The following is a 13,536-nucleotide window of genomic DNA, read 5'->3' as shown; positions in this document are numbered from 1 at the left end:
AATGTTAGAAAAAGTAACCGCGTCTTTGCTTAGCCCAAATCATTTGGATCGCAAAGCGTTAATTGAGGTTTTCAACCTAATGGATCACCGCAATATTGACTATGCGGATTTGTATTTCCAGCTTAGCCAAGATGAAAGCTGGGTGCTGGAAGATGGCATTATTAAAGAGGGTGGTTTCCATATTGAGCGTGGAGTTGGCGTGCGTGCCGTGAGTGGTGAGAAAACGGGGTTTGCTTATGCGGATCAAATCGATCTTGCCAACTTGCAGCAATGTGCCAATGCGGTCAAGGGCATTGCTCAAATAACTCAGCAAAGTTTTATCCAGCCTCGCTCCTTTTCTACGACGCAGCCTATTCTGCGTTATCAGCCGATTAATCCGTTAGACAGTTTTAGCAAAGAGCAAAAAATCGAATTGCTCTATTTGGTGGATCGCACAGCCCGATCCGCTGATCCAAGGGTTACTAAGGTGTCCGCAAGCCTTAGTGCGATTTATGAGGAAGTGCTGATCGCCGCGACCGATGGCACGCTTGCTGCTGATATTCGCCCCTTAGTTCGCCTTTCCATTTCCATTTTAGTGGAGGAAAAGGGTAAGCGTGAACGGGGCAGTGCGGGCTGTGGTGGTCGCTTTGGGTTAGATTGGTTCTTTGAGGTAGAAAATGGTGAAATGCGAGCCGTTGCTTTTACCAAAGAAGCGGTACGCCAAGCCTTAGTGAACCTCAACGCGATTCCTGCACCCGCAGGGTTAATGCCTGTGGTGTTAGGGGCAGGCTGGCCAGGGGTATTGTTGCACGAAGCGGTGGGGCACGGCTTGGAGGGGGATTTTAACCGTAAAGAAAGCTCATTATTCACAGGAAAAATCGGGGAATTGGTTACTTCTCCCCTTTGCACTATTGTTGATGACGGCACATTGCCTAACCGCCGTGGCTCGCTCACTATTGATGATGAGGGCGTGCCAAGTCAATGTAATGTCTTGATTAAAGACGGTATTTTGCAAGGTTATATGCAGGATAAAATGAACGCTCGCTTAATGGGGGTTGCCCCAACGGGAAATGGTCGCCGTGAAAGTTATGCACATTTGCCGATGCCAAGAATGACGAACACCTATATGTTAGCGGGACAAAGCAAATTTGATGATCTGATTGCTTCTGTAGATCGTGGCATTTTTGCACCGCACTTTGGTGGCGGGCAGGTGGACATTACTTCGGGGAAATTCGTGTTCTCCACATCGGAAGCCTATTTAATTGAGAATGGCAAAATCACGCAGCCCGTCAAAGGTGCAACCTTGATCGGAAGCGGTATTGAAGTAATGCAAAATATTTCAATGGTTGCCGACAGCGTTGAAATTGATCACGGCATCGGCGTATGTGGTAAAGAGGGGCAAAGCGTGCCTGTTGGCGTCGGTCAGCCCGCATTAAAAATTGAGCAGATAACCGTTGGCGGTACAAATTGATTTTTTTATTCAAAATAATTGATTAAATATTCAGTTTGAATTATGCTAGCTTCACTTTTTCGCACATTTAGGGATTGCAAATGAACGCTTATACGAGAAAAACCTTTGATGAAGTGATGATCCAAAATTATTCCCCTGCAGATTTTATTCCCGTTAGAGGGAAAGGCAGCCGCGTTTGGGACAGCCAAGGGCGTGAATACATTGATTTTACCAGTGGAATTGCGGTGAATGCCTTAGGGCATTGTCCTGATGAAATTGTTGAGGTGCTGAAGCAACAAGGGGAAACGCTGTGGCATTCCAGTAACTGGTTTACCAGTGAGCCAAGCCTTGAATTGGCGAGTAAACTGGTTGAAAAAACCTTTGCTGAGCGTGTAATGTTTGTTAATTCTGGTGCGGAAGCCAATGAAGCGGCGTTGAAGCTAGCACGCCGTTATGCGGTGGATCATTTTGGTTCGCAAAAAAGTAAAATCATTGCATTCAAACAGAGCTTTCACGGGCGGACATTGTTTACCGTAAGCGTTGGGGGGCAAGCAAAATATTCTGATGGCTTCGGGCCGAAACCAGCGGATATTATTCACGTTCCTTTCAATGATCTTGATGCCGTTAAGGCGGTGATTGATGATCACACTTGTGCCGTGATTGTTGAACCTATTCAGGGCGAAAGTGGCGTGAAGCCCGCAAATCCTGAATTTTTGCAAGGGCTACGCCAACTTTGTGATGAAAATAATGCCTTGCTTATTTTTGATGAAGTGCAAACGGGGCTATCACGCACGGGTTATCTCTATGCTTATATGAAATACGGCGTGATTCCCGACATTCTCACTTCCGCAAAAGCCTTGGGCAACGGCTTTCCTATTGGAGCAATGCTTACCACAGACCGCATCGCACAAAGTTTCTCGGTAGGCGTTCACGGCACGACATTTGGCGGAAACCCACTGGCTTGTGCCGTAGCCAGTAAAGTGCTGGATATTCTTTCTGACCCAAAATTCTTACAAAAAACACACCGCACTTCTGAATTTTTGATGCAAAAACTGAACGAGATTAACCAGAAATTTCAGTTATTCAGTGAAATTCGCGGAGTGGGATTACTCATTGGGGCAGAGTTAAAAGAAGAATATCACGGCAAAGCGATGGAATTTGTTAAAAAAGCTGCCGAAAATGGTCTGATGATTTTAGTCGCTGGCCCAAATGTCCTGCGTTTTGCACCTGCGTTGAATATTTCTGAAGATGAGTTGATGGAAGGATTAAAATATTTAGAAAAAACGTTAGAAGAAATACGGTAATTATTTTATGTTGTAAAATTTTTCATTGTCACGGGTCATTAGTTTATACTACATAAATTATTTATATTATCTAATAAGTAGATTATTTGAAGCAATTGCGATGATTAACCCTTTGGGTTAAATGCTATTGGCTAAGAAATTTGATTTTTATGTACCTTTTTCTAGGATAGAGATAAAGAAAAAACCTACGATAAAATCGTAGGTTTGATTAATCTTTATCAGTGAAGAATGAAATTATTCAGCAACAACAATAATGTTTAATGTTGCGAATACTTCACCGTGAAGTTGGAAACGCACTTCGTGTTCACCAGTGGTACGGATTAAACCGTTTGGTAAACGCACTTCGCTTTTCGCTACTTCAACACCACGAGCTGTGATAGCATCAGCAATATCACGAGTACCGATAGAACCGAATAGACGGCCTTCATCACCCGCTTTACTTGCGATAGTTACAGACTCAAGAGCTTCAAGACGTTCTGCACGATCCATAGCTGCCACAAGTGCTTTCGCTGCTTTTTCTTCTAATTCAGCACGACGTGCTTCAAAATATTCAACGTTAGCTTTGGTTGCCATAACCGCTTTCCCTTGTGGGATTAAGAAGTTACGTGCATAACCAGATTTAACGTTTACTTGATCACCAACGTTACCGAGGTGAACAACTTTATCTAAAAGAATTACTTGCATTACCGTATTCTCCTTAATTACTGATTATCAGTGTATGGAAGTAACGCTAAGAAACGCGCGCGTTTGATTGCACGAGCTAATTGACGTTGATACTTCGCACGAGTACCGGTAATACGGCTTGGAACAATTTTGCCGCTCTCTGAAATATAGTTCTTTAACGTTGCGATATCTTTGTAATCGATTTCTTGAACGTTTTCCGCTGTAAAGCGGCAGAACTTACGATGACGGAAATAACGTGCCATTTGGCTAGTCTCCTAATCTATAAATTCGATTTGCTCGGCGTGTAATACTAATTGACTTAAACCATTTGCAGATTTGTGTGAGGTGATAAACCCCGCTATCAATAAATTACTGCCGACCGTAATGCTTTGAGTTTTTGCAATTAATTGATTGCCACTAACTTGAACTGCGATTTTACACCACGCTTGACGGGGCAAACCCGCTTCTTGTTGCTCTGAACGATGTTCTAAATAAAAGCGACAATGTTCAATGCCGTTAGGGCTTTTGCTTCGCTTGGGAAAGTCAGTAACTCGCCCAATTAATGAGAAGCGATTATCAACCTTTGAATTACTCTTCAGCATCCTCAAAATCGTTGTTTTCAACTTCAGCTAAAGGTTTACGCTCTTCGCGTGCTTTAACCATTGGGGACGCTTCTGTTACGGCGTGCTTAGTACGAATAATTGCGTTACGAAGAACTGCGTCGTTGTAACGGAATGCTGTTTCTAGCTCGTCGATGACTTCTTGAGGCACTTCTACATTCATTAGCACATAATGTGCTTTGTGTAATTTGTTGATTGGGTAAGCTAATTGACGGCGACCCCAATCTTCTAAACGATGGATTTGACCGCCCGCTTCTTTAATAGAATTGGTATAGCGCTCAATCATCGCTGGTACTTGTTCGCTTTGGTCCGGATGAACCATAAACACGATTTCGTAGTGACGCATTACTGCTCCTTACGGGTTAATCAGCCTCCGACTGTAAGACCAGCTACCAATCTTGCGGAAGCAAGGAACGAAAATGATGATGTAGCTGTAAGGCGTGCGATTATACAGGATTAATAGAAGAATACAAGGAAAATTATCGTATTTAATGTTATTAGATGGGGGAAAAAGTTTGTTTGCTAATGCTGGATGTAATAGAAGAAAATATAGTCCAAAAGATACAATATTTGACTTAAGCATAAGGCAGAGCCATCCATAAGCCGGAAAGGATGGATTATACATTAGATACGAAATGGTATAGGGTAATTTTGAAACTAAACGCTCATATTTTTCTATTTAGATGTTAAATTCAAACTGTATACAGTTTAATTATGCAATTAAACCAAGCATTTCCTCCGCATTAGCAATCGCTGTTTCGGTGATTTTTGTTGAGCCTAATAATTTTGCTAGGGCTTTAACACGTTGTTGTTTTGAAAGTGCGGTCATTTTTGTTTCTGTTTTTCCCGCAACAGTGTGTTTTTCAACGGAGAAATGTTGATGACCGCAGCAGGCGACTTGCGGTAAGTGGGTTACGCAAATGACTTGGCATTTGTTGCCGAGTTTGCGTAATAGTTTGCCGACAACACTTGCTGTTGCACCGCTGATCCCAACATCAATTTCATCAAAAATTAGGGTTGGGATTGCGGATTTGTCTGAAGTCAGCACCTGCATAACTAAAGTGATACGAGAAAGTTCCCCACCTGATGTCACTTTGGCGAGTGGCTGGGCGGATTGCCCTAAATTCGCCTGTAAAATGAATTGAATTTGATCCATTCCGTTACTGGTAAGGTTGCTTTCTGATGCGTCTAGATTAATGGAAAAGACCGCATTTTCCATAGCGAGTTGTTTAATGCCTTTGGTTACCTGTGTCGATAATTTTGCTGCCCCTTTTTGACGGCTTAAACTTAAGAGTTTGGCAGCTTCAAGTAGCTGTTGATGAGCCTGTTTTTCTTGTTCGATAAGGGCTTCTTCGCTATCGGCGAATGCCATTAATTGTTCAAGTTCTTGTTTGAGCGATTGGTGCAAACTCACTAATTCTTCCGCTTTTACATTATGTTTGCGGGCTAATTGCAGTGCCTGCCCCATACGCTGTTCAACTTCTTGTAAGCGATAAGGGTCTTGTTCAATATTGGCAGATAAATGCTGAATTTCGGAACTGGCTTCTTGCACCTGAATTAAGGCTTCTTGCAACATCGTTAAGGCTTCTTCATAGTGCGGATCTAAACTGTGCAACTCTTCCAAATTTTGGATTGTGCGGTAGAGCAAGCTATCAACATTTAATTCATCGTTTTCACTGAGGGTATTTAAAACCGATTGCGAAAGGTTTGTGAGTTCTTCGCTATTTGCTAGGCGGTGATATTCTTCTTCGAGATCGGCATATTCATTTTCTTGTAGTGCGAACTGATCCAGTTCTTCCACTTGATATTGCAACAGTTGTTTTTTCGCTTCATTTTCCGCACAGCGTTGCTTAAAGGTATTTACCTGCCGTTGTAGCGTTTTCCATTGACGATATTGTTTCTGCACGTTCGCAAGCAATTCATTATTGGCACAGTATTGATCGAGTAAAGTCAGTTGATAATCGTTTTTGAGTAGCCGCTGGGAGCAATGTTGTCCATTCACTTGAACCAAAAGTTGCCCAAGTTCTTTGAGCTGGGTTGCGGACACAGGAATACTGTTGATGAAGCCTTTAGAACGCCCATCAGCATTGATGATACGGCGTAAAATACAGTTTTCGGGGTTATCTTCATCGTGCAATTCTTGCGATTTTAGCCATTCTGCAGCGGGGCTTTGTGGCACAATTTGGAATGTCGCACAAATATCCGCACGGTTTTGTCCTTCACGTAGCATCGCACTTTCTGTACGTTGTCCTAAACAAACGCCGAGTGCGTCAATCGCAATGGATTTCCCCGCCCCCGTTTCCCCAGTAATGACAGACATACCCTGAGCAAATTCAATATCAAGATGATGAACAATGGCGAAATTATTGATCGTAAGTTGAATAAGCATAATAAACTCCCGTTTAACTGTATGTTTATCAGTTTATAACTGTTTTTATTTACAGTAAAGAGGTTTATTAAAATTTTTTAGGCAGAATTGCGTAGCCAGCCTAATTTTGTGCTTAACACATTGTAATAATTGTAATTTTTTAAATGCAATAAACGAAGCTTATGTTGGCTTTTATAAATATGCACCACATCATCAGGGGTAAATGGCAGTGCTACTTGGCTATCGCAACCCACTTCCAGTTGATCCGTGTTGTAATCAGCAAAACGAATGGAGATTTTACTTTCGCCGTCAATCACTAAGGGGCGAGAAGAGAGAGTGTGCGGGAACATCGGCACAAGTGCAATGGCATTGAGTTGCGGGGTAAGAATAGGCCCGCCTGCTGAAAGGGAATAGGCGGTTGAGCCTGTTGGCGTGGACACAATCAAGCCGTCAGAACGCTGCGAAAAAGCCAGTTTATCATTAATATAAACGTGAAAATCGATCATATGTGCGATTTTGGCTGGGTGGATCACCACCTCATTCACCGCATTACTGGTGGCGATAATTTGCCTTTCTCGTTCGATCGCCGTTTCCAGCAAAAAACGCTCTTCAACAAAAAATTCACCGTTGTCTAAGCAGGCTGCGAGCTGTGCGTACGCATTTTTGGGATCAATATCGGTTAAAAAACCTAGATTGCCACGGTTTATGCCAATGAGAGCAATATCATATTTAGCTAAAATTCTTGCGCGCCCAAGCATATTACCGTCGCCGCCAATCACAATGGCTAATTGTGCATTGCGACCAATTTCCTCTAATTCAGCCAGATGTGCCGCGGGCAAACCTAACCGTTCGCCAATAGGCTTTTCAACTAAAACTTGATAGCCTTTCTCTGACAACCATTGAAAAAGGTTTTTGTGCATTTGAAGATTCACATCATTGCGTGGTCGCCCGACTAATCCAATAGTCTGAAACGAACGATGCAAGGTGTTATTATCAATGATATTTGGGGACATAGTCATAATTCGCGAAAAATGAACCGCACTTGAATTCAAAAAATTAGCAGCTATATTACACATAAACCTTACCAGTGGCTAGCCAAGTTTAACCACTGCCAATTTTTCTATTTTTTGTTACAATACCTCAGATTTTGAATAGATGGAGAAAACAATGTCAGAACAAGAACAACAAGCCGAACAAGCGAAAGTCGAACAAGTGAAAATCGAAGAAACGCAAGCGGAACAAGCACAAACTGTGGCGGAAGAGCAGGAAAATCCTGCAGTAGAAGAGGGCGATGCGTTGGAAGAAGCCATTGCACGCGTTCAAGAACTTGAAGAACAACTGGCTGAAACAGTGAAAAAAGAGCAAGATATTTTGTTACGCAGCCGTGCGGAAATGGATAATATCCGCCGTCGTGCCGAGCAAGATGTGGAAAAAGCTCATAAATTTGCCTTAGAAAAATTCGCCAAAGATTTATTGGAAACTATTGATAATTTAGAACGTGCCTTAGCCACGGAAGTTAGCACTGAAGATGAGGGAATGAAATCTGTGCTTGATGGCGTGGAATTAACCTTAAAAGGCTTACTCGCAACCGTCGCTCGCTTTGGCGTGGAAGCGGTGGGCGTGGTGGGGGAAACCTTTAATCCTGACCTACACCAAGCCATTTCAATGCAACCAACAGAAGGCTTTGAAAGCAATCAAATCACTACCGTATTACAAAAAGGTTATTTATTAAACGGACGCGTTATTCGCCCTGCAATGGTAATGGTTGCGGCATAGGCTTTTTCATAATAAAAAGAGTTCACAAGGAAAATAATTGGTCTGCTCCCTAGAGGTTGGATTAAAAATCAACAGAGTAAGGAGCAGATTTTTTATGCCTAAATACCGACAATCTTTCAAACAGAAAGTTATCAGGTTTTATTTTTAAAATGATAAAATCGATCATTAATTTATTAATATTTTCAAATTGTTAAAACAATATTGGAATTAGAAGATAAAATTGCTACGTTAAAGAGATGAAACAAGCTTTTATGGGAAAGATAAGGGGGATTATGAGCGGAAATTGGAACGACTCATCTCTGTGAAAATTAGCACTTTGAACTAAGATAAGGATAATTTTTTGAATGCAGATCGTAGCCCACATTTTTAATGTTTTCCAGTTATAGGATTTTTTGCTAATTCATTTTAAAATAGGCTAATTGTTTGGCGTTATTATCGTTGAAAATACAGCAAAATGAATGTTGAAATTTTAATGATGATATGAATGAGGGAAAAAGAATGCGAGTAGATAATCAAATTGCAAATGTTGATTTCGTTAAACAGATGAATAGTGCGGTGGTTTATAAATTAATCGATCAGCAGGGACCGATTTCTCGTATTCAGATTTCAGAATTAAGCCAGCTTGCCCCCGCGAGTGTAACGAAAATTACGCGGAATTTATTATCGCGTGGCTTAATTAAAGAAGTGGAGCAACAAGAATCCACAGGCGGGCGGCGACCGACTTCTATTGTGGCAGAATATAAAGCTTTTTGCACGCTGTTAATTCGCTTGGGGCAAGAGAGTATGACCTTAGCGATAATGGATCTCTCGACAAAATTGCTGAAAAAAGAAGAGATCGCACTGCCTGCGTTCAATCAAGTGAGTGAAATGGAAGCCTTTTTGTGCGAGCATTTATCTCAGTTCATTACGCAAAATCAACGCCGCAATGCAGAATTTATCGCCATCGGCATTACGGTGTCGGGCTTTGTTGATGCCAAAACCAACCAAATTCAACACCTACCGCACTTTTCCCTCGATGAACCTTGGGATCTTGCCGCTCATATTTCGCAACAATTTCAATTAATGACATTTATCGGACACGATGTGCGAAGTCTTGCTTTGGCGGAGCATTATTTTGGCGTAACTCAAGATTGCTATGATTCCCTCTTATTAAGGATTCATCGCGGTGTGGGGGCGGGAATTGTGATTAATCACGAAGTGTTTCTAGGTTATAAAAATAATGTGGGGGAAATCGGACATATTCAGGTTGATCCGCTCGGCAAACGCTGTTTATGTGGCAATGTGGGCTGCTTGGAAACAGTGGTGAGCAACGCGGCGATTGAAGAAAAAATGCAACGCTTACTGGAAGAGGGTTATACCAGCAAATGGCTTTCGCTAGAAAGCCACGATATTGAAGCCATTTGTAAAGCGACCAATAAACAGGATGCCATTGCGGTGGAGTTGATTGAACACGTTGGTACGCAAATTGGGCGAGTGTTGGCGATGAGCGTGAATATGTTTAACCCTGAGAAAATTGTCATTTCAGGGGAAATTACGCAAGCGAAGAATGTGCTTTTTGCTGCTATTCGCCGCACTCTAGAGCATCTTGCCTTGCCCGCTTTTGTGAAAAATACGCCACTTGTGGTTTCAGAGTTGAAAAATGAAGATGTAATTGGTGCATTTGCCTTGATTAAGCAAGCATTGCTTGACGGGCGTTTATTGCAACATTTGCTTGCAGAGTAAAGTGCGGTTGGTTTTTCCATCAATTTGTATAATCTCTATGCGAACGAAAAAGAATTTAGAAAAAACAAAAAAAAAGAGTTGACGAAGGGGGGCGAGATCAGCATAATTAGCCCCGCAAAGCCGATGAGGTGAATGCAAAAATGAATGGCTATGTAGCTCAGTTGGTTAGAGCACAACACTCATAATGTTGGGGTCACAGGTTCGAATCCCGTCATAGCCACCATATTTGCGGGACTGGCGAAATTGGTAGACGCACCAGATTTAGGTTCTGGTGCCGCGAGGTGTGTGGGTTCAAGTCCCTCGTCCCGCACCATTCATTAGCTTGCAATTCTTTAGTGGATGGGGTATCGCCAAGCGGTAAGGCACCGGGTTTTGATCTCGGCATCCCTAGGTTCGAATCCTAGTACCCCAGCCATATTAGTTTTTCTCAATATCATTTCGTTTCAATTATTTCTTTTCTATTGCATTTCACCATTAGAATTAATAGGTAGAAACAGAATGAAAATTTATTTATCTATCTGTTTTTTCTTTTTATATCAATTATAATTTCTCCCTTTATATAAGGAATTTCTATGCAAACAGAAACAACATCAAGCTGGAAAAGCAAATTTAGTGCTTTAGGACTTGGCATCTTAATGGCATCTGCAGCAATTGGTGGATCGCACATTATTGCTTCAACTCAAGCTGGAGCGATTTATGGCTGGCAGTTGGCAATCATTATTATTTTAGCCAATTTATTCAAATATCCTTTTTTCCGTTTTGGGGTGCAATATACCTTAGATACGGGTAATACGCTGTTAGATGGCTATCGGCAAAAGGGAAAAGTATATTTATGGATTTTTTTCTTATTAAATATATTTTCGACAGTGATAAATATGACTGCTATTTCTCTATTAAGTGCGGTGATTCTTAATTTTGTATTGCCTAATGATCTGCACCCCAAAAGTTGGACTAAATAACCAACTGATTAAGGTGCAGATTTTTTATGACTAAATATACTCAACGTTTCAAACAACAAGTGCTCGACTTTTATCATCAAAATGGAAAAAACCGTTCGCTTACTCGCCAGTATTTTCAGCTTCCCCAAAGCACGTTAGCACGTTGGATTGCGAAATTTAATCATAATGGAATCAATGGATTAGCTGTATTAGGTAAAAAACGATGTTATTCTGTTGAGTTTAAATTAAAGGTTATTCAAGCTATCAAAAAAGGCCAGTGCTCCGCTGAAGCCGCCTGCTTTCGCTTTGATATCCCCAGTTCAGGGATAATTAGTCAATGGTTGCAACGCTTTGAAAAACAAGGTATAGATGGGTTATTACTCAAACCTAAAGGTCGTCCAAGTATGAAACTCAACTCACCTAAAATGCCACCAACGCCCAAAACAGAAGAAGAACGCTTGCGTTACCGAATTTTGGAATTAGAAGCGGAGAATGCAATGCTAAAAAAGTTGCAGGAACTCAACCAACAAAAAATGCAGAAAAAGCCGTCATCGTAAATGCCTTACGCTCGCGTTTCCCGTTGGAATTGTTACTCAGGCTAATCGGATTGGCACGCAGTTCGTTCTTTTATCATCTCAAGCCAAAGTCGGATAAAAATGTAGCGATTTCACAGAAAATAGAGGAAATTTATCGCAAAAATGACGAAAATTATGGTTATCGTCGAATTACCTTGGAATTAAGGAAATACTTGATTATCAACCACAAAAGGGGGCAAGCGATAATGCAACGTTTGGGGTTAAAAGGAAAAAGTAAGCAGAAAAAATATCGTTCTTACCAAGGCAAAGTGGGACACATTGCCGATAATCTGTTGCAACGGGATTTTACGGCAACGATGCCGAATGAGAAGTGGGTAACGGATATCACCGAGTTCAAATGTGCGGAAGGCAAAGTGTATTTATCGCCGATTAAAGACTTGTTTAATAACGAAATTATTGCTTATGATGTGGCGAGAAGTCCGAATTTTGAGCAGATAACCAGAATGTTGACCCAGGCGGTGAACCGATTAGCGGGGGAAAAACCGATACTGCATTCCGACCAAGGATGGCAGTATCAAATGATGGGTTATCAGGAGATATTGAAAAAATACGGTATTACGCAAAGTATGTCGAGAAAAGGCAATTGCCTTGATAATGGTGCGATGGAAAGCTTTTTCGGGCGATTGAAGACGGAATGTTACTTTGGCAAGCGGTTTGAAACCTTTGAACAGCTTGAAAAAGTGATTCACGAGTACATTCATTACTACAACAATGAGCGTATTCAAGTGAAGCTCAAAGGACTAAGCCCTGTGGAATACAGAACTCAGTCCTTGAATGAAATTAGAATATAGTCTAACTTTTTTGGGGGCAGATCATAATACGGCATTATTAAAAAAATCAAACGACTATAATTTTAAATAAGCTATCTAGTATCCTCATTTGAAACATCTCATTTCATATATGAAGATAATTATTTATCTGCAATCTCTTCCAACTCATCAGCCATTGCGGAAAGGATTTCTCGTGAAAGAATCGCAAGAGAGCGGTAAAAAGGTAAGTTGGCTTGGGTTTCCACGGCGGACAAAAATTTGCTTGCACAAGGTAGAAGAAACTCGGCGAATAAGTTTTTTTGGGCCTCTGTGGAATCAAGATTGTCTTCAATCCAAGAGGCGGTGAGAAAAACGAGGGGAAAATCCACCGCACTTTGTTCTACCTCAGGCATTCCTCGCTCTTGACGAAAAGCAAGAAAATCCGCGGGAGCGATGCCATAAGTTGCAAGATCGGTTTTCACTAAGGGATTTTCGCCACCAAATAAGCGTTGGTATTCTTGATCGAGCAAGGCTAAGTCGATCTTCATTTGCAATGCGGCTAACGCTTGCTCGCTTTGCTTATCGGTTTCCAACGCCCAAAGAGCATTGAGCGGGTGTTGATGCAACCACACAAAGATGTTTTGCAAGGTGGGATCTTGCGGTGAGCGGTAAAATAGATTTCCAAATAAGCGGCTGATCAACGAAAAATGATTTAAACTTTGTTGGCTCATTATGGTGTTTCCTTATCGTTGCTATGAACATTGTTGTGAGCGTTGCAAAGTGCGGTCAGATTTTGCATTGTAATTTTCGCGGCGTCATCAAGCATTTGCTGACGTGCGTTATCGTCAATAATATGAATATCGCCGAAGAAGCAATGCTGAATATCGCTAATGCCACAGAAATTAAACAGCCCATCAACCAAGCAATCACGCAAGGATTTATCAATGCCGAGCTGTTGATATTTTTCGACATTGCTGCCGAGGGTGATAAATTGTTGCATTTTTTTGCCTTGTAATAAGCCGACAGACTGTCCATCTTCGGTTTTATAGGCGAAGCCGTGGCTTAGCACGCGATCTAAATAGCCTTTCAAAATGGCTGGAAAGCCCATCCACCATAGGGGATAGACTAAGGTGATGAGATCCGCTTCACGAATTAAATGATGTTCATAGCGAATTTCTGCGGGGGTAATGCCCTGATTTGCCCCTTGCAATTCTGCCCAAGAAATCACAGGGTCAAAATCGAGCTGATATAAATCCCGCACTTGAGCCTCCACATTAAGCTCTTGGCTACTGCGAACAACCGCTTCTAATACGCTGCGATTAAAACTGCCCTGCCCATTTGGGTGGGCAAAAATAATTAAATGTTTCATAA

General features: G+C 41.7%; 13 protein-coding genes, 3 tRNA genes and 1 pseudogene. 9 read left to right on the top strand and 8 right to left on the bottom strand.

Features of this window, described 5'->3' with window-relative positions:
* Position 1: 1 nt before the first annotated feature.
* Together tldD and DXZ23_RS01555 are read left to right on the top strand one after the other, a co-directional pair.
* Positions 2-1,450 carry a metalloprotease TldD gene (tldD, locus tag DXZ23_RS01560; protein WP_017806379.1) on the top strand — a complete coding sequence of 483 codons (1,449 nt, stop codon included), beginning with the start codon at positions 2-4 and terminating at the stop codon, positions 1,448-1,450.
* A gap of 80 nt (positions 1,451-1,530) precedes the next feature.
* The gene (locus tag DXZ23_RS01555; RefSeq protein WP_017806380.1) at positions 1,531-2,733 is read left to right on the top strand and encodes an aspartate aminotransferase family protein; all 1,203 of its coding nucleotides are present in this window, start codon (positions 1,531-1,533) and stop codon (positions 2,731-2,733) included.
* 234 nt (positions 2,734-2,967) lie between these two features.
* Here the strand turns inward: DXZ23_RS01555 and rplI are convergent, their stop codons facing one another.
* The 6 genes from rplI to DXZ23_RS01525 all read right to left on the bottom strand — a co-directional run bounded on the left by rplI (position 2,968) and on the right by DXZ23_RS01525 (position 7,397).
* Positions 2,968-3,417: a 50S ribosomal protein L9 gene (gene rplI / locus DXZ23_RS01550; protein WP_021723721.1), complete on the bottom strand. Its 450-nt coding sequence runs from the start codon at positions 3,415-3,417 to the stop codon at positions 2,968-2,970.
* A gap of 17 nt (positions 3,418-3,434) precedes the next feature.
* Positions 3,435-3,659: a 30S ribosomal protein S18 gene (gene rpsR, locus DXZ23_RS01545; RefSeq protein WP_017806382.1), complete on the bottom strand. Its 225-nt coding sequence runs from the start codon at positions 3,657-3,659 to the stop codon at positions 3,435-3,437.
* A 12-nt stretch (positions 3,660-3,671) separates the two neighbouring features.
* A complete protein-coding gene (priB, locus tag DXZ23_RS01540; RefSeq protein ID WP_017806383.1) occupies positions 3,672-3,998 on the bottom strand; it encodes a primosomal replication protein N in 327 nt (108 codons plus the stop codon).
* Positions 3,985-4,362 (bottom strand): 30S ribosomal protein S6, encoded by a 378-nt coding sequence (gene rpsF, locus DXZ23_RS01535; RefSeq protein WP_017806384.1) that lies wholly within the window; start codon positions 4,360-4,362, stop codon positions 3,985-3,987. Before rpsF ends, priB begins: the two co-directional genes overlap by 14 nt.
* 366 nt (positions 4,363-4,728) lie before the next feature.
* Positions 4,729-6,405, bottom strand: coding sequence for a DNA repair protein RecN (recN, locus tag DXZ23_RS01530; protein ID WP_017806385.1), 1,677 nt, complete (start codon positions 6,403-6,405; stop codon positions 4,729-4,731).
* Between the two features lie 77 nt (positions 6,406-6,482).
* Complete coding sequence (locus DXZ23_RS01525; RefSeq protein WP_017806386.1) at positions 6,483-7,397, bottom strand: NAD(+) kinase; 915 nt, start codon at positions 7,395-7,397, stop codon at positions 6,483-6,485.
* Between the two features lie 154 nt (positions 7,398-7,551).
* On the opposite strand from DXZ23_RS01525, the gene grpE reads away from it, so the two are divergent.
* The 7 genes and pseudogenes from grpE (at position 7,552) to DXZ23_RS01490 (ending at position 12,207) form a co-directional block, all read left to right on the top strand.
* The gene (gene grpE / locus DXZ23_RS01520) at positions 7,552-8,160 is read left to right on the top strand and encodes a nucleotide exchange factor GrpE (protein WP_017806387.1); all 609 of its coding nucleotides are present in this window, start codon (positions 7,552-7,554) and stop codon (positions 8,158-8,160) included.
* 498 nt (positions 8,161-8,658) lie between these two features.
* Positions 8,659-9,882, top strand: coding sequence for an ROK family transcriptional regulator (locus DXZ23_RS01515; RefSeq protein ID WP_017806388.1), 1,224 nt, complete (start codon positions 8,659-8,661; stop codon positions 9,880-9,882).
* A gap of 146 nt (positions 9,883-10,028) precedes the next feature.
* A tRNA-Met gene (locus DXZ23_RS01510) sits at positions 10,029-10,105 on the top strand.
* Positions 10,106-10,110: 5 nt separating this feature from the next.
* A tRNA-Leu gene (locus DXZ23_RS01505) sits at positions 10,111-10,195 on the top strand.
* Between the two features lie 27 nt (positions 10,196-10,222).
* Positions 10,223-10,297 (top strand) — tRNA-Gln (locus DXZ23_RS01500).
* A 157-nt stretch (positions 10,298-10,454) separates the two neighbouring features.
* Positions 10,455-10,808 (top strand): annotated as a pseudogene (locus DXZ23_RS01495) (divalent metal cation transporter); the annotation flags it as partial.
* A gap of 59 nt (positions 10,809-10,867) precedes the next feature.
* Positions 10,868-12,207 (top strand): IS3 family transposase gene (locus DXZ23_RS01490; RefSeq protein WP_114995385.1). Its coding sequence is split into 2 segments (ribosomal slippage): positions 10,868-11,318 and positions 11,318-12,207, totalling 1,341 coding nucleotides; the frame shifts between segments, so codons are not numbered across the junction.
* A 119-nt stretch (positions 12,208-12,326) separates the two neighbouring features.
* On the opposite strand, the gene DXZ23_RS01485 is transcribed toward DXZ23_RS01490, so the two are convergent.
* Positions 12,327-12,896, bottom strand: coding sequence for a TorD/DmsD family molecular chaperone (locus DXZ23_RS01485; protein WP_017806390.1), 570 nt, complete (start codon positions 12,894-12,896; stop codon positions 12,327-12,329).
* Complete coding sequence (locus DXZ23_RS01480; RefSeq protein WP_017806391.1) at positions 12,896-13,534, bottom strand: NAD(P)H-dependent oxidoreductase; 639 nt, start codon at positions 13,532-13,534, stop codon at positions 12,896-12,898. The genes DXZ23_RS01485 and DXZ23_RS01480 overlap by 1 nt, the downstream gene beginning before the upstream one ends.
* Positions 13,535-13,536: the final 2 nt, after the last annotated feature.

The sequence above is a fragment of the Avibacterium paragallinarum genome (assembly GCF_900450705.1).
In the GTDB taxonomy this organism is placed as follows: Bacteria; Pseudomonadota; Gammaproteobacteria; order Enterobacterales; family Pasteurellaceae; genus Avibacterium; species Avibacterium paragallinarum.
This window is presented reverse-complemented; position numbering and strand designations above follow the sequence as displayed.

Coding starts and splice junctions, on each gene's coding strand:
- rpsF (WP_017806384.1), bottom strand. CDS start 4,362: ATGCGTCACTACGAAATCGTGTTTATGGTTCATCCGGACCAAAGCGAA.
- DXZ23_RS01525 (WP_017806386.1), bottom strand. CDS start 7,397: ATGTCCCCAAATATCATTGATAATAACACCTTGCATCGTTCGTTTCAG.
- rpsR (WP_017806382.1), bottom strand. CDS start 3,659: ATGGCACGTTATTTCCGTCATCGTAAGTTCTGCCGCTTTACAGCGGAA.
- DXZ23_RS01555 (WP_017806380.1), top strand. CDS start 1,531: ATGAACGCTTATACGAGAAAAACCTTTGATGAAGTGATGATCCAAAAT.
- rplI (WP_021723721.1), bottom strand. CDS start 3,417: ATGCAAGTAATTCTTTTAGATAAAGTTGTTCACCTCGGTAACGTTGGT.
- DXZ23_RS01485 (WP_017806390.1), bottom strand. CDS start 12,896: ATGAGCCAACAAAGTTTAAATCATTTTTCGTTGATCAGCCGCTTATTT.
- priB (WP_017806383.1), bottom strand. CDS start 3,998: ATGCTGAAGAGTAATTCAAAGGTTGATAATCGCTTCTCATTAATTGGG.
- DXZ23_RS01515 (WP_017806388.1), top strand. CDS start 8,659: ATGCGAGTAGATAATCAAATTGCAAATGTTGATTTCGTTAAACAGATG.
- DXZ23_RS01480 (WP_017806391.1), bottom strand. CDS start 13,534: ATGAAACATTTAATTATTTTTGCCCACCCAAATGGGCAGGGCAGTTTT.
- grpE (WP_017806387.1), top strand. CDS start 7,552: ATGTCAGAACAAGAACAACAAGCCGAACAAGCGAAAGTCGAACAAGTG.
- recN (WP_017806385.1), bottom strand. CDS start 6,405: ATGCTTATTCAACTTACGATCAATAATTTCGCCATTGTTCATCATCTT.
- tldD (WP_017806379.1), top strand. CDS start 2: ATGTTAGAAAAAGTAACCGCGTCTTTGCTTAGCCCAAATCATTTGGAT.